The organism is Dietzia alimentaria 72 (genome assembly GCF_000226215.1).
GTDB classification, from domain to species: domain Bacteria; phylum Actinomycetota; class Actinomycetes; order Mycobacteriales; family Mycobacteriaceae; genus Dietzia; species Dietzia alimentaria.
Genome location: NZ_AGFF01000005.1, coordinates 12,232 through 36,809, shown reverse-complemented (window position 1 = coordinate 36,809; position 24,578 = coordinate 12,232). Strand labels below are relative to the sequence as shown.

The 24,578-nt window shown below is 67.8% G+C and carries 21 protein-coding genes; 15 read left to right on the top strand and 6 right to left on the bottom strand.

Annotated features, from left to right (window positions below):
- Positions 1-48: 48 nt before the first annotated feature.
- Genes cysK through ON04_RS01715 form a run of 3 tightly spaced genes read left to right on the top strand, consistent with a single transcriptional unit; the run spans position 49 to position 2,926 of the window.
- A complete protein-coding gene (gene cysK, locus ON04_RS01725; protein WP_010539847.1) occupies positions 49-984 on the top strand; it encodes a cysteine synthase A in 936 nt (311 codons plus the stop codon).
- A complete protein-coding gene (epsC, locus tag ON04_RS01720; protein ID WP_010539846.1) occupies positions 984-1,592 on the top strand; it encodes a serine O-acetyltransferase EpsC in 609 nt (202 codons plus the stop codon). The genes cysK and epsC overlap by 1 nt, the downstream gene beginning before the upstream one ends.
- 38 nt (positions 1,593-1,630) lie before the next feature.
- Positions 1,631-2,926, top strand: a complete 1,296-nt coding sequence (locus ON04_RS01715) for a glycosyltransferase 87 family protein (RefSeq protein ID WP_010539845.1) — start codon at positions 1,631-1,633, stop codon at positions 2,924-2,926.
- Here ON04_RS01715 and ON04_RS01710 read toward each other — a convergent pair.
- The gene (locus ON04_RS01710; RefSeq protein ID WP_010539844.1) at positions 2,923-4,032 is read right to left on the bottom strand and encodes an alpha/beta hydrolase; all 1,110 of its coding nucleotides are present in this window, start codon (positions 4,030-4,032) and stop codon (positions 2,923-2,925) included. The two genes, ON04_RS01715 and ON04_RS01710, sit on opposite strands and share 4 nt — an antisense overlap.
- 128 nt (positions 4,033-4,160) lie before the next feature.
- On the opposite strand from ON04_RS01710, the gene fdhD reads away from it, so the two are divergent.
- The 12 genes from fdhD (at position 4,161) to ON04_RS01650 (ending at position 19,047) form a co-directional block, all read left to right on the top strand.
- Entirely contained in the window at positions 4,161-4,982 is an 822-nt protein-coding gene (fdhD, locus tag ON04_RS01705) for a formate dehydrogenase accessory sulfurtransferase FdhD (protein WP_029457480.1), read from the top strand.
- Positions 4,983-5,124: 142 nt separating this feature from the next.
- The gene (locus tag ON04_RS01700) at positions 5,125-6,888 is read left to right on the top strand and encodes an NTP transferase domain-containing protein (RefSeq protein ID WP_010539842.1); all 1,764 of its coding nucleotides are present in this window, start codon (positions 5,125-5,127) and stop codon (positions 6,886-6,888) included.
- A gap of 88 nt (positions 6,889-6,976) precedes the next feature.
- Positions 6,977-7,435, top strand: coding sequence for an RrF2 family transcriptional regulator (locus ON04_RS01695; protein ID WP_010539841.1), 459 nt, complete (start codon positions 6,977-6,979; stop codon positions 7,433-7,435).
- Positions 7,435-7,653 carry a ferredoxin gene (locus ON04_RS01690; protein ID WP_010539840.1) on the top strand — a complete coding sequence of 73 codons (219 nt, stop codon included), beginning with the start codon at positions 7,435-7,437 and terminating at the stop codon, positions 7,651-7,653. Before ON04_RS01695 ends, ON04_RS01690 begins: the two co-directional genes overlap by 1 nt.
- A gap of 142 nt (positions 7,654-7,795) precedes the next feature.
- Complete coding sequence (locus tag ON04_RS01685) at positions 7,796-9,058, top strand: globin domain-containing protein (RefSeq protein WP_010539839.1); 1,263 nt, start codon at positions 7,796-7,798, stop codon at positions 9,056-9,058.
- A 176-nt stretch (positions 9,059-9,234) separates the two neighbouring features.
- Positions 9,235-10,509 carry an MFS transporter gene (locus tag ON04_RS01680; RefSeq protein ID WP_010539838.1) on the top strand — a complete coding sequence of 425 codons (1,275 nt, stop codon included), beginning with the start codon at positions 9,235-9,237 and terminating at the stop codon, positions 10,507-10,509.
- Positions 10,506-14,270 carry a nitrate reductase subunit alpha gene (locus ON04_RS01675; protein WP_010539837.1) on the top strand — a complete coding sequence of 1,255 codons (3,765 nt, stop codon included), beginning with the start codon at positions 10,506-10,508 and terminating at the stop codon, positions 14,268-14,270. The genes ON04_RS01680 and ON04_RS01675 overlap by 4 nt, the downstream gene beginning before the upstream one ends.
- Positions 14,270-15,925, top strand: a complete 1,656-nt coding sequence (gene narH, locus ON04_RS01670; RefSeq protein WP_010539836.1) for a nitrate reductase subunit beta — start codon at positions 14,270-14,272, stop codon at positions 15,923-15,925. Before ON04_RS01675 ends, narH begins: the two co-directional genes overlap by 1 nt.
- A 4-nt stretch (positions 15,926-15,929) precedes the next feature.
- Positions 15,930-16,652, top strand: coding sequence for a nitrate reductase molybdenum cofactor assembly chaperone (gene narJ, locus ON04_RS01665; protein WP_010539835.1), 723 nt, complete (start codon positions 15,930-15,932; stop codon positions 16,650-16,652).
- The gene (gene narI / locus ON04_RS01660; RefSeq protein ID WP_010539834.1) at positions 16,649-17,470 is read left to right on the top strand and encodes a respiratory nitrate reductase subunit gamma; all 822 of its coding nucleotides are present in this window, start codon (positions 16,649-16,651) and stop codon (positions 17,468-17,470) included. Before narJ ends, narI begins: the two co-directional genes overlap by 4 nt.
- Positions 17,454-18,509 carry a tellurite resistance/C4-dicarboxylate transporter family protein gene (locus tag ON04_RS01655; RefSeq protein WP_238529196.1) on the top strand — a complete coding sequence of 352 codons (1,056 nt, stop codon included), beginning with the start codon at positions 17,454-17,456 and terminating at the stop codon, positions 18,507-18,509. The genes narI and ON04_RS01655 overlap by 17 nt, the downstream gene beginning before the upstream one ends.
- 22 nt (positions 18,510-18,531) lie before the next feature.
- Positions 18,532-19,047 (top strand): hemerythrin domain-containing protein, encoded by a 516-nt coding sequence (locus ON04_RS01650; protein ID WP_010539832.1) that lies wholly within the window; start codon positions 18,532-18,534, stop codon positions 19,045-19,047.
- Here ON04_RS01650 and ON04_RS01645 read toward each other — a convergent pair.
- The 5 genes from ON04_RS01645 to moaA are packed head-to-tail and all read right to left on the bottom strand — an operon-like array spanning position 18,989 to position 24,569.
- Positions 18,989-19,708, bottom strand: coding sequence for a hypothetical protein (locus ON04_RS01645; RefSeq protein ID WP_010539831.1), 720 nt, complete (start codon positions 19,706-19,708; stop codon positions 18,989-18,991). The two genes, ON04_RS01650 and ON04_RS01645, sit on opposite strands and share 59 nt — an antisense overlap.
- A gap of 2 nt (positions 19,709-19,710) precedes the next feature.
- The gene (locus ON04_RS01640) at positions 19,711-22,347 is read right to left on the bottom strand and encodes a multicopper oxidase domain-containing protein (RefSeq protein WP_029457475.1); all 2,637 of its coding nucleotides are present in this window, start codon (positions 22,345-22,347) and stop codon (positions 19,711-19,713) included.
- 54 nt (positions 22,348-22,401) lie between these two features.
- A complete protein-coding gene (locus ON04_RS01635) occupies positions 22,402-23,208 on the bottom strand; it encodes a molybdate ABC transporter substrate-binding protein (protein WP_010539829.1) in 807 nt (268 codons plus the stop codon).
- A gap of 4 nt (positions 23,209-23,212) precedes the next feature.
- Entirely contained in the window at positions 23,213-23,470 is a 258-nt protein-coding gene (locus tag ON04_RS01630) for a ubiquitin family protein (protein ID WP_238529195.1), read from the bottom strand.
- Positions 23,471-23,507: 37 nt separating this feature from the next.
- Positions 23,508-24,569, bottom strand: coding sequence for a GTP 3',8-cyclase MoaA (gene moaA, locus ON04_RS01625; RefSeq protein WP_050815231.1), 1,062 nt, complete (start codon positions 24,567-24,569; stop codon positions 23,508-23,510).
- Positions 24,570-24,578: the final 9 nt, after the last annotated feature.

The window sequence follows — 24,578 nt, the reverse complement described above, 5'->3', positions numbered from 1 at the left end:
CACTTGCGAGTAGACAGATCGGTTCATTCTTCAGGACGGAACTCACTCATGGCGAAGATCTACTCGGACATCACCGAGACCATCGGCGGCACCCCGCTGGTCCGTCTCAACTCCCTCTCCGACGGCACCGGTGCCACCGTGCTGGCCAAGCTCGAGTCGGCGAACCCGGCCAGCAGCGTCAAGGACCGCATCGGTGCGGCCATCATCGACGACGCCGTGGCGTCCGGTGGCCTCAAGCCCGGCGGCACGATCGTCGAGGGAACCTCCGGCAACACTGGTATCGCGCTGTCGATGGTCGCCGCCGCACGTGGCTTCAAGGCCGTCATCGTCATGCCCGACACGATGTCGGCGGAGCGTCGCGCGGTGATGCGCGCCTACGGCGCCGAGCTCATTCTCACGCCCGGCTCCGAAGGCATGAAGGGCGCGGTGGCCAAGGCCGAGGAGGTTGCCTCGACCCGCGACAACGCGGTCCTGGCCCGCCAGTTCGCCAACCCCGCCAACGTCGATGTGCACCGTCGCACCACAGGTCCGGAGATCTGGGAGGACACGGCTGGCGACGTCGACGTCTTCGTGGCCGGCATCGGCACCGGCGGCACCATCTCGGGCGCCGGCCGGTACCTGAAGTCGCAGAAGTCGGACCTCAAGGTCGTGGCCGTGGAGCCCAAAGACTCGCCGGTCCTGTCCGAGGGCAAGGCCGGCCCGCACAAGATCCAGGGACTCGGCGCGAACTTCGTGCCCGAGATTCTCGACCGGGAGGTCTACGACGAGATCGTCACCGCGACCCTCGAGGACTCGCTCGCCGTGAGCAAGCGTCTGGCCCAGGAGGAGGGCATCCTCTGCGGCATCTCCTCGGGAGCCAACGTCTGGTCGGCGCTCGAAGTGGCCAAGCGTCCGGAAAACGCCGGCAAGACCATCGTCGTGATCGTGTGCGACTACGGCGAGCGCTACGTCTCCACGATACTCTTCGAGGACTACCGCGACTGATGTCAGACAACTCCGACCGCCCGGCGGGGTTCCTACGCACTGTGCGTGAGGACCTCGCCGCGGCGCGCGCCCACGACCCGGCGGCCCGCGGCGACGTCGAGAACGCGGTCGTCTACTCCGGCCTGCACGCGATCTGGATTCATCGCCTGTCCCATCGCCTGTGGGTCAAGGGTGGGCCCGGTCGCACGGCGGCGCGCGTTCTCGCGCAGTTCGCCCGATTTCTCACGGGGATCGAGATCCATCCCGGTGCCACGATCGGCCGACGGTTCTTCATCGACCACGGTATGGGCGTGGTGATCGGTGAGACGGCCGAGATCGGTGACGACTGCATGATCTATCACGGAGTCACGCTCGGGGGCGTGTCGCTCAAGCAGGTCAAGCGGCATCCCACGCTCGGCGACCGTGTGACCGTGGGCGCCGGCGCCAAGATCCTCGGCCCGGTGGAGATCGGCACCGACTCGTCGGTCGGCGCGAACGCGGTGGTCGTCAAGAGCGCGCCCGCCGACTCGATCGTCGTGGGAATCCCCGGCGTCGCGAAGCCCGCCAGGTCGACCAAGGAGGAGCTGCGCGAAGCGCAGTTCTACATCGACCCCGCGATCTACATCTAGAGGCCTCGGCCGCTTTGCGGAGCCATAGCTTGCACCCTGTGCGCACCCTGCCCTCCACTCCCCTGTTACGCGTGTGCCTGTCACTGCCGGCGCTCCTGTCGGTGGTGATGGTCCTGCGCGCGCCGGATGAGCGGACCCCGTGGTGGGGCATCACCGGGAACTTGCTCGATGTCAACGTGTACCGCTGGGGTGGCCGGGCCGTTTTGGAGCGTCTCCCGCTGTACGAAGGACTGCTCTCCGGGTCCGATCCCGGACGCTTCTACAGCCCGATGCCGTTCACCTACCCGCCTTTTTCGGCGCTGCTGTTCACACCCCTGACCCAGGTCACACCGCGGCTGATGGAAGCCGCGTGGGCGGCGCTGACCCTGGCACTTCTCTACCTCGCCATCCGGATGTGTTTCCGGGCGCTGGATTATCGAACCGACCGGGTGACAATCCAGGTCTCGATCTGCCTCGCCCTGATCGCGCTCTCCCTGGAGCCGGTGCGCACCACGTTGTGGCTCGGCCAGATCAACCTGCTCCTGTTGGTGGCGGTGCTGGCGGATCACCTCGCCTGGCGATCTGGGCGGAAGTGGGCCGGGATCGGATCCGGCCTCGCGGCTGGAATAAAACTCACCCCCGCCTTCTTCTGGGTCTACTGGGCGATCACGGGACGGTGGCGACTCGCAGCGACCACGGCGGCGACGTTCCTTGGGACGGTCGCGCTGGGGTTCGCGGTGATCCCCGGCGACGCGATCCGGTACTGGTCGGGCACCCTGTTCGACTCGCGGCGGATCGGCCACGACTCGATGCTGGCTAATCAGTCGATCCGCGGCGCGATGGCCCGAGTGGCGGGCGTCGAGATGATACCGACATGGGCGTGGCTCATCGCGGCAGCACTAGTCACCGCTCTCGGCCTGGGAGTCGCCGTGCTCGCCCACCGCAGCGGCCACCGACTACTCGGTGTGACCCTCGCCGGCCTGACCATGCCGATGGTCTCTCCGTTCTCGTGGGGGCATCACTGGGTGTGGTTCGTTCCCCTGCTCGTGCTCACGCTGCACTATGCGCTCAGCTACGGACACACGGCCAGGCGCTGGTACCTCTGGCTGCTGCCGCCGTTATTGTGGGCGGCCACCGCCAACTGGGTGCAGAGCTTCCCCGACGTGAACTTCCCGGACGACCGCTGGGTCGCCATGGGACTGTTCATGCTCGGCGGGGATATCTCGCCACTTCTACTGGCCGTGTTCGTCAACATCTATCCACTCGTGTGGCTCGCAGCCGTGGCCCTCTCGACAGTGCTGGTGCGCCGGACGTCCGGGAACGGACCCCCCGCCCCCGGGACGCTCACCGCCTAATGAGTCTGCTCGGCCGTCGCGTCCGCGCGGACGTAGCGTTCGGCCAGATCGGCGAGTGTCCGGAGAACCCGCTTGGCCGGGTCCCCCCAGGGCATGAGGATCGGGAACACGTGGAACATCCCCGGCTCCTCTATCGCGTGCACAGGTATCCCGGCGGACTGGAGCCTGGTCGCGAAGTCCGCGATAGCGTCCCGAAAGATCTCCTTCTCGCCCCAACACACGAAAGTGGGTGGAAACCACTGTGGATCGAGCTCGGCGTGGGCGACCGACACGCGGGCGTCGTCTGGCTGGACGCCGTGCAGATAGGGGGCGACCGGCACGTTCCACGGCAGGATGTCGAATGGCGCGTTCTCGGTCATGGACGGGTAGTTCAGGCCGAGTTCTAGCTCCGGCGAGAAGAGGGCGACTGCTGCGGGGGACGGAATCGCCTCCTGATGCAGGTGATAAAGCAGGGACGTGGTCAGCCCTCCGCCGCCCGAGTCCCCCGCGACAACGATATGGCCCGGCTCGACCCCCCGGGAGAGCAGCCCCTGATAGACCGCGGTGGCGTCGAGTACGCCGGCGGGGAAGGGAAACTCCGGCGCTAACCGGTAGTCGGGCAGGAAGATCTCATAACCGGTGGTCTTGACCAGCGCGGCGGCGAACGCCGCGTACATCATGGGCGAGGCGCCGATATATCCACCGCCGTGTAGGTAGAGGAGCGTCGCGCCGATGGTCTGCTTGTCGTCGTCGGCTTCGACAAACCTGTCGGAACTCGCCTTGGCCCGACACCAGATGCCGTGCACGCCACCGATCGTGTCTTCGGTGATCTCTACGCCATCGGTGATTTGCACGAAGGGCGGTATCACGACGCGGCAGAGGTCGTCGAGCACCTTCTCCATCGAGCGGAACTCGTCAATCGGCAGCCCCATCGAGTACCCCATGAACGACCGGATGGCTTGACGCGTCACGGCTTGGCCAACATTGTCTACCACCCCGGCAGGGCCCTTCCACGGTCGCTGGAACGGCACCCTCGCGAGGCCGTTCAGCATCGAACTGGCCAGCCCGACGATGGTGAGAGTCGTCACCGGAGCGGAAGATTTCTTGACACCATCTCGATCAGCCATAACCACGGACGTCACTCTAGCCGCGGACCCGGACTGGGGTCGCGGCATGATGATTCCTGACCACGCCACCAGCACTCCGCACCCGCTCGGGATCCGGTGGGGGGCGATCGCCGCTAGGCTGCGCGACTATGGGACGACGGACGAGTCGACACCCCGCGCGCAGGATCGTCGCGGGAGCTGACGCCAGACGCGAGGTGGCGACCCTCGCCGTGGAGGAACCGCTGGAGATTCGCCTGAACGGCGAGCCCTTCGTCGTGACCATGCGGACGCCGGGTGACGACATGGACCTGGCCGCCGGGCACCTCGTGTCCGAGGGGGCGATCTGGGATCGTGAGCATCTTCCCGAGATCTGCTACTGCACCACTGTCAGCGGTCGCACAGAGCAGGATTACAACACCCTCACCGTGACCCTCTCCCCGGACATCCCCCACCCGCGGTCCGTCCGCGCCACCGCAATGAGCAGCGCCTGCGGTGTGTGCGGAGTCGACTCGATCGACGAGGTCCGACGTGCCTCCCACTTCCCTACCGGCCCCGCCGATCCGCTGATCACCGCTGAGGTCTTGCTCTCCCTGCCCGAGCGGCTCCTCGCGCAGCAGCGGGTGTTCGACAGGACCGGCGGCGTACACGCGGCAGGCCTGTTCTCCCCGGCCGGTGATCTGCTGTGTCTGCGGGAGGACGTGGGCCGCCACAACGCCGTGGACAAAGTGGTGGGATGGGCACTGCGCCAGGGCCGACTCCCCCTGCGCGACACGATCATGCAGGTCTCGGGTCGCGCGTCGTTCGAGCTCGTCCAGAAAGCCTCGATGGCCGGGATCCCGATAATGTCCGCGGTCAGTGCGCCGTCGTCGTTGGCTGTGGACCTGGCGGGGGAGTCCGGGGTGACGCTCGTCGGGTTCAGCCGAGATGACCGGGCGACCGTGTACACCCACCCCGGCCGCATCACCGACTGACCGGGACAGCCCACCGGACCCCGTGCAGCCACACCGCCGTGGAAAGGATTTCTCGCATTCCCACTCGGCCGATGCAGGCGATTTGCTCTCCGCGGCGCCGGCGGACCGAACCAGCTGCCGGCGTCAGGCCACAATGGGACCCATGCCCTCGACCCCCGACCCACGGCACACCGTCGCCGCGATAGTCCTGTCCGGCGGCCGCGCCAGCCGCCTCGACGGAACCGACAAGGCACAGCTGACGGTCGCGGGCCGGCCGATGGTCGAGACGGTGCTGGGCGCCGCCGAGCAGATCGCCGCTCCGGTGGTCATGGTCGGGCCGGGTGGCGACACACGCGAGGATCCGCCCTTCTCGGGACCTGTGGCCGGGATCGCGGCAGGGATGGCCGGCCTGCCGGCATCGGTCGACCTCGTCGTCGTCGTCGCGTGTGACCTGCCCGATCTCGACGCCGCCACCCTCTCCTCCCTCGTCGACGCCCTGCGCGCCTCCCCCGCCATATCCGCTGCCCTCGCCGTGGACCCGGCCGGGCACGACCAGTTCCTGTTGGCCGCGTGGGACCGCCGCGCCCTCGCCGCACGCCTGGACACCCTGGAGCAGTCGGGCGGCGTCGGCGAGCGTCCGGTCCGTGCGTTGTACGACGACGACACCACGACTGTCCGCGTCCCCGTGGGCGCCGCCGCGGCGGACGTGGACACCTGGGAGGACCTGGCCGGACGCGGACCGGTGGCGCTGACCCACGTCGGCTCGGTCCTGCGGGCGGGGCTGCGCGCGCTGCCGGCGGAGGGACGGGCGCCACTCGACGCGGTGGGCTCGGTCCTCGCGGCGCCGCTGCTCGCTCGGGATCCGATGCCGCGGGGGCCGGTCTCCGCGATGGACGGGTATGCGGTGGCCGGGCCGGGGCCGTGGCGTCTGACGTCGATCGCCCGTCGGGCCGGTGACGATTCTCCGGTGGCCCTTCCCCCGGGCGCTGCGGCGGCCGTCGCCACCGGTGCGCTCGCCCCCTCCGGCTGTGACCGGGTCCTGCGTCACGAGCTGGTCGACGTGCGCGATGGGGTGGTCACGGCCTATCCCGACGCGGAGGGCGTCAACGACCTCCGGCCTGTCGGTGAGGACTGGGCCCTGGGGCAGTCCCTGGCCCCGGCGGGCACGGTCCTCGATGCTGCACTCGCGTCCGCCGCGCTCTCCGCGGGACTGACCGAGATCCAGGTCAGGGGGCCGGTCCGCGCCGCCGTGGTGACGACCGGCGATGAGGTGCTCCCCGCGGACACTGCATCGCCGCTGCCTCAGGGCCGGATCCGCGACACGGTGGGCCCGCTACTCGGCGGGGTTCTCAGGCGCGCTGGCTTCGGGCACATAGGTCCGCCCGTGCACTGCCCCGACACCGCCGACGCCGTGGAGGCGCTGCTCACCGGCTCGAACGCAGCGGTCGCCCACGTCGGTGCCGGCGGAGTCCTTGTGCTGGTGGGCGCCACGGGCCGCGGGATCGCCGATCACCTCCGGCCCGCCCTGCAGCGGGTGGGCGCTCGGGTCGTCCTCGACGGGGTCCGCGTTCGGCCCGGCGGCTCTCAGCTGGTGGCCGTCCTGCCCGGGGGGCGTGTACTTCTGGGCCTGCCCGGGAACCCGCTTGCGGCGGTGTCCGCTGCCGCCACCACCGGCCGTGCGCTGATCGATGCCATGACCGGCCGGGAGCGCACCCCCTTATTGGGCCGGGCGTCCGGGCTCGGAGGCCTCGCAGCCCCGGGACGTGCACGCATCCTGCCCGCCCGACCGGACGGCTTCGGCGACTGGATCCTCACCGACCGGGTGCGCACCGCGCACCTGGCGGACCTGGCCGGTGCGCCCGCGCTCGCAGTCGTCCCGGAGGGCGCTACGCATGACTCACCCATCGAATTGGTGGACTGGATCTGAGCGGTCAGCGAGCGTCTCCGCTAGCGCAGGGGCCTAGCTGGCTAAACAAATGCGTGAACGCAATTCGCATTTATGCGATCATGGCTTCGTGAACATCTCACGGCATTCGGATCTCGCACTCCGCACCCTGATGCTCCTCGCCGTCGGCGACCGGGACGGCGAGCGGATGACGGCGGGGGCCATCGCGAGCTCGGTCAACGCCTCACCCAGCCACGTCGCCAAGATAGTGTCGCGCCTCGTTGAACTCGATGTGATCGTCTCCCGCCGCGGACGCGGGGGCGGCCTGAGGATCACAGATCAGGGCCTCCACCATTCCGTCGGGACACTGCTTCGGACACTCGAGGGGCCCGGCGAAGCCGTGGAATGCGAGGGCGATCAGCCGTGCCCGCTGGCCGGGAACTGCCGACTTCGCCAGGCCTTCGCCAGTGCGCGCGAAGCGTTCTTTGCCACCCTTGATCCGCTCACAGTGGACGACATCGTCCGCTCTCCCACCCGACAGTTGCTCCTGACCCTGGAGCCGAGATTCACCCCCACCGGAGGCGACTAATGGATATCCACGTCACCGACGACTGCGAGGGCTACGGCCGGTGCGCGGAACTGGCCCCTGAGGTCTTCACCGTTCCAGACGAGCCAGACTTCCAGACCACCGTGATCCGCCCGACGATCGACGAGGAGTCCGAGGAAGAACTGGCCTCGCGAGCGATCGCAGCCATTCAGCGATGCCCGGTCCGGGCACTGCGGACCAACCTTGACGTGCAGTTTTAGACTCTAAGTATGTAGTGGGCAAATATCCAGTTCAAGTAGGTATTCGAACTCACACGCTCGGGATGCAGGAGGTGGGTTGGCATTCTGGCAGGCTTGAAACCAACGCCTCCACACCCGTAGGGGCCGCTTCGGAAAGGCTGCCATGACCACGTCACTGACCTCCCTCGAGTCGATCCTCGCGCACCCCCAAGAGCTCTCCGCACACAACGTCGAGATCATCCGCGAGACGCTGCCGGTCATCGGCGCGCACATCGACCAGATCACGCCGCTGTTCTACGAGAAGATGTTCGGCGCCCACCCCGAATTGATCCGTGACACCTTCAACCGCGGCAATCAGAAGCTGGGTGCCCAGCAGCGCGCCCTGGCCGCCTCAATCGCGACCTTCGCCGCCATGCTCGTGGACGGCAATAGCCCGGTCGACCTACTCTCCCGCATCGGACACAAGCACGCGAGCCTCGGCATCACCCCGGATCAGTACCAGATCGTCCACGACAATCTCTTCGCCGCGATAGTCGATGTTCTCGGGGACGCCGTCACGCCTGAGGTGGCGGCGGCCTGGGACGAGGTCTACTGGATCATGGCCTCGGTTCTGATCGACTTCGAGAAGGAGTTGTACGCCGAGGCGCGGGTCGACGCGGGCGACGTGTTCCGCACCGCCACCGTGATCGCCCGCGAGGACGTCACCGACTCGGTTGCGGTATTCACCCTCGCCGGCCCCGAGGGCGAGCGCCTGCCCGACTTCCGCGCCGGCCAGTACACCTCGGTCGGCGTGGTCCTGCCCGACGGTGCACGCCAGCTGCGGCAGTACTCCCTGTCCACGGCCTCCGGCGACGGTACCTGGAGGATCGCGGTCCGGCGCGTCGATCCCACGGCCGGCGGCTGCCCTGCCGGAGAGGTCTCCGGCTGGCTGCACGCCACGGCCGATGTCGGCACCACTCTGCAGGTCACTCTCCCGTTCGGCGATCTCGTCCTGGACCCGGCCGGGGTGGGCACCGACGCCGCACCGGTGGTCCTGTGCTCGGCCGGCATCGGAATCACTCCCATGCTCGGCATGCTCGCCCAGCTCGCCGTGGATGCCGACCAGCGTCGCGTGCTCGTGCTGCACGCCGACCGCTCGCCCGGACAGCACGTCCTGGCCGACGAGGTCGCCGGTGAGTCCTCGTTGCTCGCCGACGCCGAGGTCCACACCTGGTACGAGGACGGTGCGGACACCGCTTCCGGGCCGGGCACGGTACACCCGGGCCTGATGGACCTGTCCACGGTCGACCTGCCGGAAGGCGGGCATGTGTTCCTCTGTGGTTCCACCGGATTCCTGCAGGCGGTGCGTCCCGCGCTACTCGACGCGGGGGTCCCGGAAGCTCGGATCCACGCGGAGTTGTTCGCGCCCAACGACTGGCTTGTCTAGGCCGCGGGCAACAGAGCAAATCTCCACGCGGCCGTGTATTTGCCCGGTAACAATGCCCCGACGCATTGCCGAAGTGACGGGCGGACTCGGCAGATTTGTCGCACACTCGGGCTGCGGTCTCGATCCCTCCTGCCCCGAGTTCGACACAGTGTGACTCAGACGTGAAAGGACCAACGGTGTCCTCAGAATCCGATCCCTCCGCGCGCGGCCCCGTCGCCACGCCCGAGCTCGACCCGACGGCGGCCAATACCGCGCTCGCCCTGTGCTTCAGCGGATTCCTCCTGACCTTCTGGGCCTGGGCACTCATGGGCCCGCTCGGGGCGACATATAAGGAAGACCTGGGGCTCACCTCGTTTCAGCAGTCACTCGTGGTGGCGCTACCCGTCGTCGTCGGGTCCCTCGGTCGTATCCCCGTCGGCGCCCTCACCGACCGGCTGGGCGGCCGCACGATGTTCCCGATTATCGCGCTGTTGACGATCTTCCCGACCCTGTTCGTCGGGTTCGTCGACGGCAGCTTTGTGGCACTGCTCATCGGCGGATTCTTCCTCGGCATCGGCGGCACCTCGTTCGCCGTGGGTGTCCCCATGGTCAACTCGTGGTTCCCGCCGCATCGTCGGGGTACCGCGATCGGCATCTTCGGCGCCGGCATGGGCGGCACCGCGGTCGCGGCCTTCACCACCCTGCGGATCCGGGATGCACTCGGCGACCAGGCACCGTTCATCCTGGTGGCAGTCCTGCTTGCGGTGTACGCGGTGGTTGCTCGAATGCTGCTGAGGAACTCTCCGGCCTGGACGCCCGCCGAGGGAAATTGGGTGGTCAAGGCTGCCAGGACGCTCGCCCGCCCGGTCACCGTCAAGCTCGCCTGGCTCTACGCGATGGGTTTTGGCGGATTCGTGGCGTTCTCCGTGTACCTGCCCACGTACCTGCACAATTTCTACGAGCTGGACATTGAGGACGCCGCGCTGCGCACCGCGATCTTCGTCGTGGTGGCCGTGGCCAGCCGACCCCTCGGCGGCGTCCTCGCCGACCGCTTCGACGGTGCGTGGGTGCTGGTGGTCAGCTTCACCGTCACCGGACTCATGGCCGCCGCCGCGACTGAGCGGATGCCACTGGTGGGCCTGGACGGCAGCTTTTACCCGGTGGGCACCGCGGTGTTCCTGTTCATGGCCGCCTCCCTCGGCGTCTCCTCGGGCGCGGTCTTCGCCCTGGTGGCGAAGCTGGTGGACCCCTCCTCCGTCGGTTCCGTCACGGGCATCGTCGGTGCCGTGGGCGGCCTCGGAGGGTTCGTCCCGCCGTTGCTGCTCGGTTACTTCTGGACGCAGGACGGCACCTACCGCACGGGACTACTCCTGCTCTTCATCCTCTCCATCGTGACCGCCGCCCTCACGTGGGTCTGGTTCCTCCGCGCCCACCGTAGTGAGACCGCCACCACGGAAAGGACATCAGCATGACCAGCATCGACTCTCCCCGTACTCCGTCCCCGGACGACCGACGCGTCCCCAAGGGACCGGACCGGATGGACGGCCCCGCCTCCGAGGCGCTCCTCAAGGCCGGCCGTTTCTTCCGGCGCGGCGAGGCCTCGGAGGATCTTCGGACGGTCACCCACGCGGGCGGCCGTGAGTCGGACATCTTCTACCGCGACCGCTGGAGCCACGACAAGGTGGTCCGCTCCACCCACGGCGTCAACTGCACGGGCTCGTGCTCGTGGAAGGTGTATGTCAAGGAGGGGATCATCACCTGGGAGTCGCAGCAGACCGACTACCCCGATATCGGCGACGATATGCCGGGCTACGAGCCCCGCGGCTGCCCCCGGGGCGCGGCCTTCTCCTGGTACACCTACTCCCCCACGCGCGTGCGATATCCGTACATCCGCGGACGGCTGCTGGAACTGTGGCGCGCGGCCCGCGCCGAGCACGACGATCCGGTCGACGCCTGGGCGTCGATCGTCGAAGACCCCACCAAGGCCGCCTACTACAAGCGCGCCCGCGGCAAGGGCGGGCTGGTCCGGTGCCGGTGGGACCTGGCACTGGAGATCGCGGCCGCCGCCCACGTGTACACGGCCAAGACCGTCGGCCCCGACCGCGTGGCCGGCTTTTCCCCGATCCCGGCGATGTCCATGGCGTCGTTCGGTGCCGGTTCGCGCTTCGTCGAGCTGTTCGGCGGCTCCATGCTCTCCTTCTACGACTGGTACGCGGACCTGCCCGTGGCATCCCCGCAGGTGTTCGGCGATCAGACGGACGTGCCCGAGTCTGCGGACTGGTTCAACTCGTCGTACCTGATCATGTGGGGTTCCAACGTCCCGGTCACGCGGACGCCGGACGCGCACTTCATGACCGAGGCCCGCTACAAGGGCCAGAAGGTCGTGGTGGTCTCCCCCGACTACGCGGACAACACCAAGTTCGCCGACGAGTGGCTACACCCGCACCCCGGCACGGACGGCGCACTGGCCATGTCGATGGTGCACGTGGTGCTCAATGAGTTCTACGTGCGCAAGCGCACGCCCCAGTTCGAGACCTACGCCAAGAAGTACACCGACCTGCCCTTCCTGGTCACGCTACGCACGCGTGACGACGGTTCGGTCCTTCCACACAAGTTCGTCACCGCAGACATGCTGGGGGCCGGCGTCCTCGACGCGGACCCGGGAGAGAACGCGGCCAACAAGACCGTGCTGCTCGACTCAGCGACGGACCGTCTGGTGGTCCCCAACGGCACGCTCGGCCACCGCTACGGCGAGCAGGGCAAGGGCGACTGGAACCTCGACCTGGGCGAGGTGGACCCTGCACTGTCACTGCTTGAGGGGCGCGAGGGGACCGCCGAGGTGGTGCTACCGCGTTTCGACACCACAGCGGGCGACGCCAGCACCGTCGCCCGTGGGGTGCCCTACCGGACGGTGAAGGGTCACGACGGCGAGGACCTGCGCGTCACCACTGTCCTCGATCTGATGATGGCGCAGTTCGGCGTGGGCCGGGAGGGCCTTCCCGGGGATTGGCCGACGGGTTACGACGACCCGAAGCCGTACACCCCGGCATGGCAGGAGGAGCACACCGGTGTCCCGGCGGTTCAGGCCGAACGGATCGGCCGCGAGTTCGCCGCCAACGCGCTCGAGTCGGGTGGGCGCTCGATGATCCTCATGGGTGCGGGTACCAACCACTGGTTCCACTCCGACCTGACCTATCGCGGGTTCCTGGCGCTGACCATTCTCACCGGTACGCAGGGCGTCAACGGCGGCGGCTGGGCGCACTACGTCGGCCAGGAGAAGGTCCGGCCGCTCACCGGTTTTCAGCAGGTGGCCATGGCCCTGGACTGGTCTCGGCCGCCGCGGCAGATGATCTCCACCGCCTTCTTCTACCTGCACACGGGTCAGTGGAAGTACGACGCCTACGGTGCGGACGTGCTCGCCTCCCCCACGGGCGAGAAGCGCTTCGCCGGGATGAGCACGCCGGATCTCGTGGCCATGTCCGCGAGGTTGGGCTGGATGCCGTCGTTCCCGACCTTCGACGCCAACCCACTCGACCTGGGCGCGGAAGCCGCCGAGGCCGGGGTGTCGGCGGCCGAACATGTGGTGGGTCGGATCAAGGACGGGTCGATGCGTTTCGCCGCAGAGGATCCGGACGGGCCCGGCAACGCCCCCAAGGTCCTCACGGTGTGGCGATCCAACCTCCTTGGGTCCTCGGCCAAGGGTGACGAGTACTTCCTCCAGCACATGCTGGGCACCGACTCCTCCCTGCGCGCGGACCAGGCCCCCGAGGGGCACCGGGGTCGCGACATGGTGTGGCGGGACGACGCCCAGGACGGCAAGCTCGACCTGCTCACCACCCTCGACTTCCGGATGACCTCCACCACGCTGTTCTCTGACCTCGTCTTCCCGGCGGCCACCTGGTACGAGAAGCACGATCTGTCCTCCACCGACATGCACCCGTTCGTGCACTCGTTCAACGCCGCCATCAACCCGCCATGGGAGACCAAGACCGACTTCGAGATCTTCCGGCTCCTGGCCGACAAGGTGTCGGAGTACAGCCACGGTCACCTGGATACGCGCACCGACGTCGTGGCGGTCCCGCTCACCCACGACACCCCGGACGCCCTGGCCAACCCGGGTGGCACGGTCTCGGACTGGAAGGACGGCTCCTGTGAGCCGGTGCCGGGACAGAACTTCCCGAAGATCGTCGCTGTCGAACGTGACTACCGCCTGCTCGGCGAGAAGTTCGGTTCCCTCGGCCCGCTCGCGGAGAAGGCCGGCATGCCGGTCAAGGGGATCAACCTCATGCCCGACAAGGAGATCGGGGTCCTGCTGAAGGCCAACGGCGAGACGCGGAAGGGGGTCGGCAAGGGGCGGCCACGCCTGGACACCGACATCCGCATGTGCGAGGCCATCCTCGCCCTCTCGGGTACAACGAACGGTCGACTGGCCACGCAAGGTTTCGAGCAACTCGAAGCCCGGACCGGTCGCGAACTCGCGGACCTGTCCCGGGGAGAGGAGGGCAAGCGCATCACCTTTGCCGACACGCAATCCCGGCCCCAACCCGTCATCACGTCCCCGGAGTGGTCCGGGTCCGAGCACGGCGGCCGTCGGTACAGCGCGTTCGTCATCAACGTCGAGCGGCTCAAGCCGTGGCACACGCTCACCGGCCGCATGCAGTTCTTCATGGACCACGACTGGATGGCGGAGGTGGGCGAGCAACTCCCCGTCTACCGGCCGCCCCTCAACATGAGCGAGCTGTACGGCGAGCCCCGCCTGGGTTCGGGCGGTGGCGCCGAACTGACGGTCCGTTACCTGACCCCGCACAACAAGTGGTCCATCCACTCGGAGTACCAGGACAACCTCCTCATGCTCAGCCTGTCCCGTGGCGGTCCGACCATCTGGATGAGCAAGGAGGACGCCGAGCTCGTCGGGGTGGTGGACAACGACTGGATCGAGGCCGTCAACCGCAACGGCGTGGTGGTGGCCCGCGCCGTGGTCTCCCACCGCATGCCGGCGGGCACGGTGTACATGCATCACGCCCAGGACCGGACGGTCGACGTGCCGATCGCGGAGGCCTCCGGGAAGCGCGGTGGCATCCACAACTCCGCCACCCGAATTCTCATCAAGCCCAGTCACCTGATCGGTGGGTACGCGCACTTCAACTATGCGTGGAACTACATCGGTCCGACCGGAAACCAACGCGACGAGGTGACGGTCATCCGCCGTCGCTCGCAGGAGGTGCAGTACTGATGCGCGTCATGGCTCAGATGTCCATGGTGATGAACCTGGACAAGTGCATCGGATGCCACACGTGTTCGGTCACCTGTAAGCAGGCGTGGACCAACCGATCCGGCACCGAGTACATGTGGTGGAACAACGTCGAGACCCGGCCCGGCCTCGGCTACCCTCGGACCTACGAGGACCAGGAGCGCTGGCAGGGCGGCTGGGAGCTCGGGCGTAACGGTCGGCTCCGGCTCAAGGCCGGCGGGCGCATGAAGAAGCTGCTGCAGATCTTCTCGAGCCCCACCATGCCGTCGCTCGACGACTACTACGAGCCGTGGACCTACGACTACGACATGCTGGTCTCCTCGCCGCTGCAGGAGCACACACCCGTCGCCCGGCCGTACTCGCTCATCAGTGGCGAGCCCATGAAAATCACGTGGTCCGCCAACTGGGACGACGACCTCGGTGGTTCGCCCACCCACATGAAGGACGATCCGATCCTCGGCAAAATCAGCGAGGAGATCAAAACCGAGTTCGAAGAAACCTTCATGTTTTACCTGCCGCGGATCTGCGAGCACTGCCTCAACCCGTCCTGTGTGTCCTCGTGCCCGTCCGGTGCGATGTACAAGCGCGTGGAGGACGGCATCGTGCTGGTGGACCAGGACAAGTGCCGCGGGTGGCGGCAGTGCGTCACGGGTTGCCCGTACAAGAAGGTGTACTTCAACCACCGCACCGGCAAAGCCGAAAAATGTACGTTCTGCTTCCCCCGCATCGAGGTGGGCATCCCCACCGTGTGCTCGGAAACGTGCGTCGGGCGACTCCGCTACATCGGCCTGATCTTGTACGACGCCGACAAGGTTCTCGAGGCCGCATCCACGCCGGACGAACACGACCTGCTGGCGGCTCAGCGTGAGTGCTTCCTCGACCCCAACGATCCCGACGTGATCGAGGCGGCCCGCGAGGCCGGTATCCCGGACGACTGGATCGAGGGCGCACAGCGCTCGCCGATCTGGCAGCTCATCTCTCGTTTCGAGGTGGCTCTGCCTCTGCACCCGGAGTACCGCACAATGCCGATGGTCTGGTACATCCCGCCGCTGAGCCCGATCGTGGACCGGGTGGCCGCGGACGGTGGCGACGGTGAGGACGCCGACACGCTGTTCGGCGCCATCGACACCATGCGCATCCCCATGGAATACCTGGCTGAGCTGTTCACTGCCGGGGACGTGGACACCATCCAGGTGGTCCTCAACCGCCTCGCCACCATGCGGACCTACATGCGCGACATCAACCTCGGCCGTGAACCACGACCGGAACTCTGCGAGGCCGTGGGCATGAGCGAGGAGGACGTGTACGACATGTACCGGCTCCTCGCGCTGGCCCACTACGACGAGCGCTACGTCATCCCGACCGCCCACCAGGAGCAGGCGCACTCACTCGAGGAACTGGTGACCGAGTGCAGCCTCGACTACGACGGCGGACCCGGGATGATGGGTGAATCCGGCCCGTTCGGCGAAGGCTCGGGCGACCAGGCCCTACCGATCGCGGTGGAGAATTTCCACGCCCTCAAGCAGCGTCAGACCTCCGACACGATCGCGTCCCCGGCGGATAAGGACAGACGAGTCAACCTACTCAACTGGGACGGCCTCGGTACCGGCGGACTTTTCCCGGGAAAGAAGGGTTGAACCGATGAGTCCGACATTTCTGGCCGGGACCGGCTTCGGAACGGATCTGTTCTCGCGGGTGCGGCAGGCGGTCACGCCGGGCTCGCGCCGGGCCGCGGGGCGCGGCGCACCCGGCGACCCCGCGCTGTACCAGGCGGTGTCATTGCTGCTCGACTATCCGGAGGCCGAGCTTCTCGAGCGTCTTCCGCTGATCCGGACGCTGGTCGACGAGCGGGGAGCGGTGGCCCGGCCACTGCTCCGATTGATCGATCACCTGGAGCAGACGCCGCTGACGGAACTGCAGGCCGAGTACGTGGAGACCTTCGACCTCCGCCGGCGTTGCTGCCTCTACCTGACCTACTTCCGATATGGGGACACCCGTAAGCGCGGCACCGCGTTGGTCGACTTCATCGACGCGTACAAGCGGTCCGGGGCGCTGCTCGAGGAAGGCGAACTCCCTGACCACCTGGGGGTGCTGCTGGAGTTCGGCGCGCAGCACGATCTCGAGAGTTGCCGTGAACTTCTCATCCTGCACCGGCCGGGTCTGGAATTACTGCGAATCTCCCTGACCGATCGCGGTTCCGCCTGGGCGGGCGCCCTCGAGGCAGTCACCGCAACGCTCCCCGACATCGGCGGCGACGACCATGACGCCGTCCGTCGACTCGTCGCCCAGGGGCCACCCGACGAAGAGGTCGGCCTCGAAGCATTCACCTCCTCGTCCTACCTGGAAAGCGGGGCCCGACCATGACCGGTGCGAGCGCTGTCGACGTGACGATCCTCGACGTTTTCCTGTGGGTGGTCCTGCCGTATGTGTGCCTGGCGATTTTCGTGGTGGGCCACTGGTGGCGCTACCGCTATGACAAGTTCGGCTGGACCACCCGCTCGAGCCAGCTCTACGAGTCGAGGCTGCTGCGCTGGGGCAGCCCGTTGTTTCACTTCGGAATCCTGTTCGTCGTGGGGGGCCACATCATCGGCCTGGTGATCCCCAAATCGTGGACCGAGTTCGTCGGCATCACCAACGACATGTACCACTGGATCGCCGTGATCACCGGCGCGATTGCCGGCTTCTCCACGGTCGTGGGCCTGGCGATCCTCATCTACCGCCGCCGCACGGTCGGGCCGGTGTTCTCGGCCACGACCGTGAACGACAAGGTGATGTACTTCTTCCTGGCCGCCACCATCTTCCTCGGCATGGCCAACACCGTGGTCGGCAACATTCTCAGCCACTACGACTACCGCGAGGAACTGGCGGTGTGGTTCCGGGGGATCTTCTGGTTCCAGCCCGATCCCGCCCTGATGGTCAACGCCCCGCTGACGTTCAAGGCGCACGCGGTGGTGGCGTTCCTGCTGTTCGCGATCTGGCCGTTCACCCGTCTGGTCCACGTGTTCTCGGCGCCCGTGGGTTACCTCTGGCGGCCGTACATCGTCTACCGCTCGCGGCCCTCCGCCCAGTTCGGCAACCGCCGGTACCGTCGCGGGTGGATGCGTGAGGACGTGGGCGACGTGAGTCGTCAGGTCGGTGCCGGTCGGGCCCGGTCTGGATCGGGCCGTGCCGCACGACGCTAGGACATCGCTGCCCCGCCGCATCGCGACTCCCGAGCAACTCTCGCCGGGCTACTTCGCGCTGGTCATGGCGACAGGCATCGTCGCTATCGGGGCGGGGCAGCGTGGCTGGCACACAGTGTTTGTGACCTTGACCGTCCTCACCGCGGTCGAGTTCGTGGTGCTGGTCCTGCTCAACCTGTGGAGGCTGGTCGCGTACCGAACGGCGGTGGCCGCAGACCTGCACGATTCCCGTAAGGCGTTCCTCTTCTTCACGTTTGTCGCCGGGGCGAATGTGCTCGCGACCGGCCTCGCCGGGCACGGCCTGTTCGTGCTCTCAGCGGCATTGCTGGGCGTCTCGACGGTGATCTGGCTGATCCTCGGCTACACGGTGCCCTGGGTCGCGGTCCTGTCCCGCGAGGAACGGCCCGTGCTCGCGGAGGCGAACGGCACGTGGTTCATCTGGGTGGTAGCCGCGCAGTCGGTGTCCGTCGCCTCGGCCACATTGGAGCCGCATTTCGAGTCCGCGCGCGACTCCCTCGCGATCCTCGCCGTGCTGTCGTGGTCGGTCGGCGTCGTCCTCTACGTGGCCTGCGCGGTGTTTGTCTCGTTGCGTCTCATGCTCTATCCACTCGATCCCGAGGAACTCGATCCGCCGTACTGGGTGTCGATGGGCGCGGTCGCCATCACGGTGGTGGCAGGGGCGAGGATCGTGGAGATGGCGGGCGCACCCATGGTCGATTCGGTGCGGGGGCTTGTCGCCGGTCTCGTGGTGGTGTTCTGGTGCTTCGCCACATGGCTCATTCCCGTGCTCATGGCGGTCGGTGTCTGGCGGCACCGGGTCAAGGGGGTGCCGTTCCATTTCGAACCCACGTGGTGGTCGATCGTTTTCCCGCTGGGGATGTACGCCGTGGCCGGGATGTACCTCGGTCGTGCCAACGACCTGCCCATCGTCGCCTGGATAGGCCAGGCCTGGATGTGGATAGCTGTGGCTGCCTGGCTGATCGCGTTCACGGGGATGGTCAGATCCCGATTTCCGCTCATCGGACGCGCCGCGACCTGAGAACACAACAGAGGAGAGAAGTATGTGCCAGTACTGCGGATGTCACGAGAACACGATCATCGGACGGTTCGCCGAAGAACACGTTCGACTGATCGACCTGTCCGGCGACATGCAACGCGCGATCGTGGCCTCAGACACCACGCTCGCCCGCCACCTCGCCGTCCGGACCCGCGACCTCCTGTACCCACACACCGGTGCGGAGGAACGCGGACTCTTCGCCGCCCTGCGCCGCGAAGAGGAGGCCTACGGCAGCACCATCGACCGACTGTGCGGTGAGCACACCACACTTGACGGCCTCATCGACAGGATCATCGACGGTGAATGGCACCTCGGTGCGGAGTTCGTCCACGAACTCCGCGAGCACATCGATCGCGAGGAGAACAGCCTCTTCCCCGCGTCGGTCGTGAGCATCATCGACGGTGACGAGTGGGACCGGATCGAGGCCGACGACAACGCCGCCCGCGCAGAGACAACACCGCTCAGTCCTCCTCCGTGGGGAACCCCGCCGGGCCCTCGAACACCTGCAACGCCTGGGTGAACGCCCCTGACACGAGGTGGGACACCTCGAATCCCGTCTCCACCTGAGCCTCGGCGCCGGACTGGTCGGCCCCGAATTCGTCGAGCAGTTCCATCGCCTCGTTCATGATCGCGCCGACGTACTCTCCGAACGCCATCTCCATCACCCGGTCGCCCACGCTCTGAGCGCCCTCTCCCGCGCTGACCGTCATGGCCGTGTGGGCGAGCAACTGGAGCGGCAGGAGCTCGAACGACGTGTCCGGGCGGAAATCCGGTACCGCGCCCGACTCGTCCCCGAAGTCGACCACCATCGAGACATCCTCGGGCCACGGCGTGAGGTCACGCTGCAGGAACCACACGAGGTGCGCCATGGCGGACTTCTCTTCCTTCACCTCGGCCTCGTTCGCCCTGGTCCCGCGTCTCACGCCACCTTTCGCCGCCATCACCGCGGCGTGCCCCAACTGCTGCCTGGCCTGCTCGAGCAGGATCCACGCCATCCCCAGGTCCCCGTGGTCCTCCACCTGCCCCAGCGCCAGATTGACCAGCTCGCACACCCGCGACAGTTGCAGGCCGAGCCCATCAGGCCGCTGGGCGAGTTCACCGGACAGCCAGGCCAGATTCGCGCGAGACCTGTCCACCCGCTCGAGCACACGCTCGGACAAGTACGAGGGGGAATCACTCACGACTACTCCTTGACGTCGATGAAGCCCGTCGCGCCCTTCTCCGCGTCGGCGAACGAGTGGTCCACGAAGGTGTACCGGCCGGGTTCGGTGAAGGTCAACTCCACGAATCCGCCCTGCGCCGGCGCCAGGTCGAGTGCCTGTGCACCGCCGCTGCGTCCGCCAAAGGGGTCCCGCCCGTCCTTGAGACGGTACCCGCCCTCCTTGTAGACGGTGTCGAACTGCGAGCCCACCACGTGGAAGCTCGTGCCGTCGCTCGGTCCGGCCACCACCACCCAGATGCGTACGGTCTCGCCGACGTCGGCGGTGAGCGGGTCGCGCCGGTACTGCGTGGCGTGCCCGTTGAACATCACCAGGTCGGGTCGACGCGCGGCGATCTTGCCCATGTCGAACGGCTCGTCGGGGCCTCCGAGATACGACTCGGACTGGACCAGCGCGTACTCGCGGTCAACCTGGGGCAGGTCCGGCGGATCGACGATGAGCGCCCCGAACATCCCGGCGGCCACGTGACCGGTCATCGGGGCGGTCGCGCAATGGTAGAGCCACGCCCCCGCACGAGTGACGGTGAACCGGTATTCCAGCTCCTCGCCAGGCGGGATGGTGCGCATCACCTCATCCGGACGCACATCGCCGGCGTGAAAGTCGATCGAGTGCCCCATCGAGCCCTCGTTGCGCAGCGTCACCACAAAGGTGTCGCCCACCTTGCCCCGCAGTGTCGGCGCGGGGAGTCCGCCGTTGTAGGTCCACACCGGCCGGACCACGCCCGGGGCGAGTTCGTCGACGGTCTCCTCCACGGTGAGGGTGGTCCGGTGCTCGCGGCCGCCCGGCGCGGGGGCGAGCTCGGGATCGCGGGTGACGAAGTCATCCGACGGCGGAGCCAGGACGTCGATGCTCTCGGTCGGGGCAATCGCACCGCCGTGATCGGCGGCGGAAACCCCGTCCTCGACCTGAACCTGGAAGGTCATGCCCATCGCCCGGTGCCCGGCGATCGTGCACCAGCCCTCGAGGCTTCTGCCCACCACGCCCACGTCCACAGTGGCGGACTGGCCCGGGTCGATCCGGCCCGACTCGACACCGTTGGCCAGGTAGAGGTCATGGACCGTGGTGTCGTCGTCGTTCCTCAGCTCGATCACCAACCGGTCGCCGGCGGGAACGGTCACGGTGCTCGGCTCAAACCTCATCCCCACGGCAGCGACCTCCACGGTCGTGGTCTCGCCGGTCGCGGTGACACCACCCGAGTCGTCGGCCCGACGCAGCGGGGAGGAGGGATCCGCGGCGAGCGCGGTCGCCGTCGTGAGAACCACCACCAGCAGTGCCGCCAGCCCACCCACCAGGTTGCGTCGGCTTCCGGGCGCGATCTCCGGGCGGGGCGTGCCCGCGGTGACGCGCGCAGGCTTCACGCCGGCCTCACGTGCGGCCGCCTTCTCGCGGATCACCGCCAGCTGGGCACGCACGGCGCGGATCATCAGGGGCAGGAACAGCGCGAACCCGAGGAATGCCAGCGACGACCCCACAACGCGCGTCCAGCTTGTGCCGCCGGGAACGAGGAACACGAGCAGACCAGCGTTGATGAGCACCAGCCGAAACACCGCCAGCCGGTTCATCTCCACCATCCCGGCGCGCACGGCAGCCGGGCCGCCACGGATCACGGTGGGCATGAGAAAGCTCATCGCGCCGAACAGGATCTGGGCTGCCGCCCCGGCGAGCAGCGGCGTGGTGACGGTGCTGATCTCGTTCACCCGGCCCGCCGCGACGAGCCAGGTGGCCCAGCCCAGCGCGATGGGCAGCCACACCAGACCGCACGCGATGCTCATCGACGCGAATTCACGTGGCGGCGCGGTGCGGGCGGTCCTGACCAGGTACACGAGGTGCCATAGCACCGCCGCCAGGTAGGCAACCAGAGCTGCGGCTGTGACGAGGTCCGCACCGGCGAGGGACGCACCCGCCGCCACCACGACCGCCACCGACATCAGGGCCAGGGACCTGGTAGCGGCCACGTCCTGGCCGTCGGCCATCGGGGTGCGCAGGACCGTCGCCCAGAACGTGACCAGGGTCGTGAGGACCGTGATCCCGACAAACCCCAGGACGTTGACGGCGAGGTGGAACGCGTGCAGTCGGACCGACCACTCTTCGGACACACCGACACCCATGAAGGCACCCGCCAGCGCACCGGCGGGAAGAAACGCAGCCGCAACGGCGTAATAACGGACGATCGGGCGGAACCGGGTGGGGGCCGCCGCCCGGATCTGACGCACCAGATCCACCACGTACCACGCCACCGCGCCACCGACGACGGTCGCTCCGGCCACCACGGCGAAGGGCCACGCGCCGATCATGCCCACGACCAGCACCACGATCCCGGCGTTGAGCACGAAGATCCTTCGCACCTGGAGCGCGCGGGTCTCCTCCGGTGGCCGCCGGTGCAGCAGGGTTTCGGCGAAGTGCTGACCCCACACCAGGATCGAGTTGGTGAGCAGGCCCAGTGTGAAGATGTGCACGATCGCCCACGTGGACGCGGGCACCCAGCGGTGGACCACACCCAGGATCACGAGGGCGACCATCCATACCTGCACTGGTCGTGTCGCCCGCCGGTGCCACGACCCCTTCCGCCGGGACGGGGTCCGGGGTTCAGCCGTGTTCATGCCGCCCAGTCTAAGACCGAGCTAATACCCGTTCGCGGTGGGCATTTGAGCCGGCTACTGCGTCACCGGTGCCAGGCCGGCGTTCTCGAACGCTCGACGGCCGCGATCCGAGGTCACCAGTTCCATGAATTTCTCAGCGGCCGCCCGTTCTGCCTCTGCGTCGGGGCCGTCCTCACCGCCGGGGACGCGGGCCAACGTATAGCGGGTGGTCCCCGCGGCCGCGGCCAGTTCGCGGTCGTGGCGGTTGACCTCGGCCTGCGACACCCAACCGTGGGACGAGGCCACATCGGTGCGGTAGACGATCCCCACGTCGAGTTCGTTGTCCGCCAAGCGGGCGGTCAGCGCCCGCGAACCCGGGTCCCGCTCGACGTCGACGGGGAGCACGCCCGCGGCGGACAGGAGCGTGTCCGCCGCCTTCCCGCAGGGCACCTCCAGCGAGCACAGGCCCACCCGGAGATCTGGACGCTCGAGATCCCGCAGACCTGTGATCTGGAGTGGGTTACCCGAAGGGACCGCCACCACCACGTGGTTCCGGGCGAACACCCGCGGCCCCGTGGCGACCCCGGTGTCCACGACCATGTCCATCGCCTCCTCGCTCGCGGAGGCGAACACGTTGATGTCTGCCCTCGACCCCAGGCCGGCGGCGAGGGTGTCGGACTGACCCACCTCCATGCTCACGCGCACGTCGGGGTGCTGCGCCTCAAAGACTTCGATCAGTTCGGTGAAGGCGCCGTAGAGCGAGGGCGCGGCCGCCAAGCCGATGGTGACGGCGCCGGCTGCCGGCTCCTCTTCCGCACAGGCCGCCAGGCCCGCGCACGCCAGGGCGAACGACAGCATGGCGATGCCCGGGCGTCGAGTCACCGTATCAACCTCCGGCAAAGGGGGGCAGGACGTCGACTTGGGAAACCCCGGCGATAGACGCGGCGGGATCGCGAGTGGTCTCGTCGCCCACGAGGAACGACGACACCGTGACGATGCTGGCCAGCGGCTCTCCGTGGCGCTCACAGACCTCACGGGCCAGTTCGCCGACGGTGGTGGCGTGGGTGTGCAGCCGCTCGCGGGCGGTACCCGCGGCATCCTCGGCCGCCGCGTAGTACCCCACGGTGATCACTCTCGGAGTCATGCTCACATGGTCGACCATATCGCTTGACACTGACGCGTCACCCACCAATAGCCCCCATCGAGCGACGGGGCCGGTGGAATGCGGTCCCGCCAATGCCGTGACCGGCTTGTTTGCCCCACATCGCACCCCGCCAGACGTCAGCGACCTCGTGGTCCGGGGCGCCGGAGCGGAGCACGCCCAGCACGTCGGTCTCATCGTCACTGAACAGGCAGGACCGCACCGTACCCTCGGCGGTCAGGCGGGTGCGGTCACACGCCGCGCAGAAGTTCCGTGTGACGGTGGCGATCACCCCGACCGTCGCCGGCTTGCCGTCGACCGTGTGTCCGGCCACCTCCCACAGTTCCGCCGGTGCGGACGGGTCCTCGCGCCCGGCGGGGACCAACTCGAACCGAGTCCGCAACGAGTCGAGCACCTCCTGCGCGGTCACCATCTCGACCCGCGACCACGTGTTGTCGGCATCAAGCGGCATCTCTTCGATGAACCGCAACTGCACGCCCTGGTCGAGTGCCCATTCCAACAGGTCGGGCGCTCCGTGCAGTGTCGCGCGCATGGGTACCGCGTTGACCTTGACCGGGTTCAGTCCGGCGTCGACCGCCGCCCGCACCCCGCGCAGCACGGACGGGAGCCTGTCGCGGCGGGTGAGCTGGGCGAACTCGGCACGGCTGACCGTGTCGAGGGAGATGTTGATCCGGTCCAATCCTGCCTCGATGAGCCCACCGATGCGGTGCTCCAGTCCCACGCCGTTCGAGGTCATGGCGATGGGCAGGTCCGGGCATGCGGCACGGGTGCCGGCGATGATCTGTTCGAGGTCCTTCCGCATGAGCGGCTCGCCGCCGGTGAACCGTACGTCGTGCACACCGAGTTCGCGTTGCGCCAGGGAGACCAGGCGGACGACCTCGTCCGTGGTCATGCGGGCGGCGTCGGGAATGGGCGGCAACCCCTCCTCCGGCATGCAGTACGTACAGCGCAGAGAGCACTTCTCAGTCAAGGACACCCGCAGGTCACGGGCGATCCGGCCGAATGAGTCGAGGAGCAGCGGTGTCTCGGGACGCGCTGAACGCGTCCGGTTCTCGGGCTTGTTCACAGGCGCACCTCCCATCTACGGTCG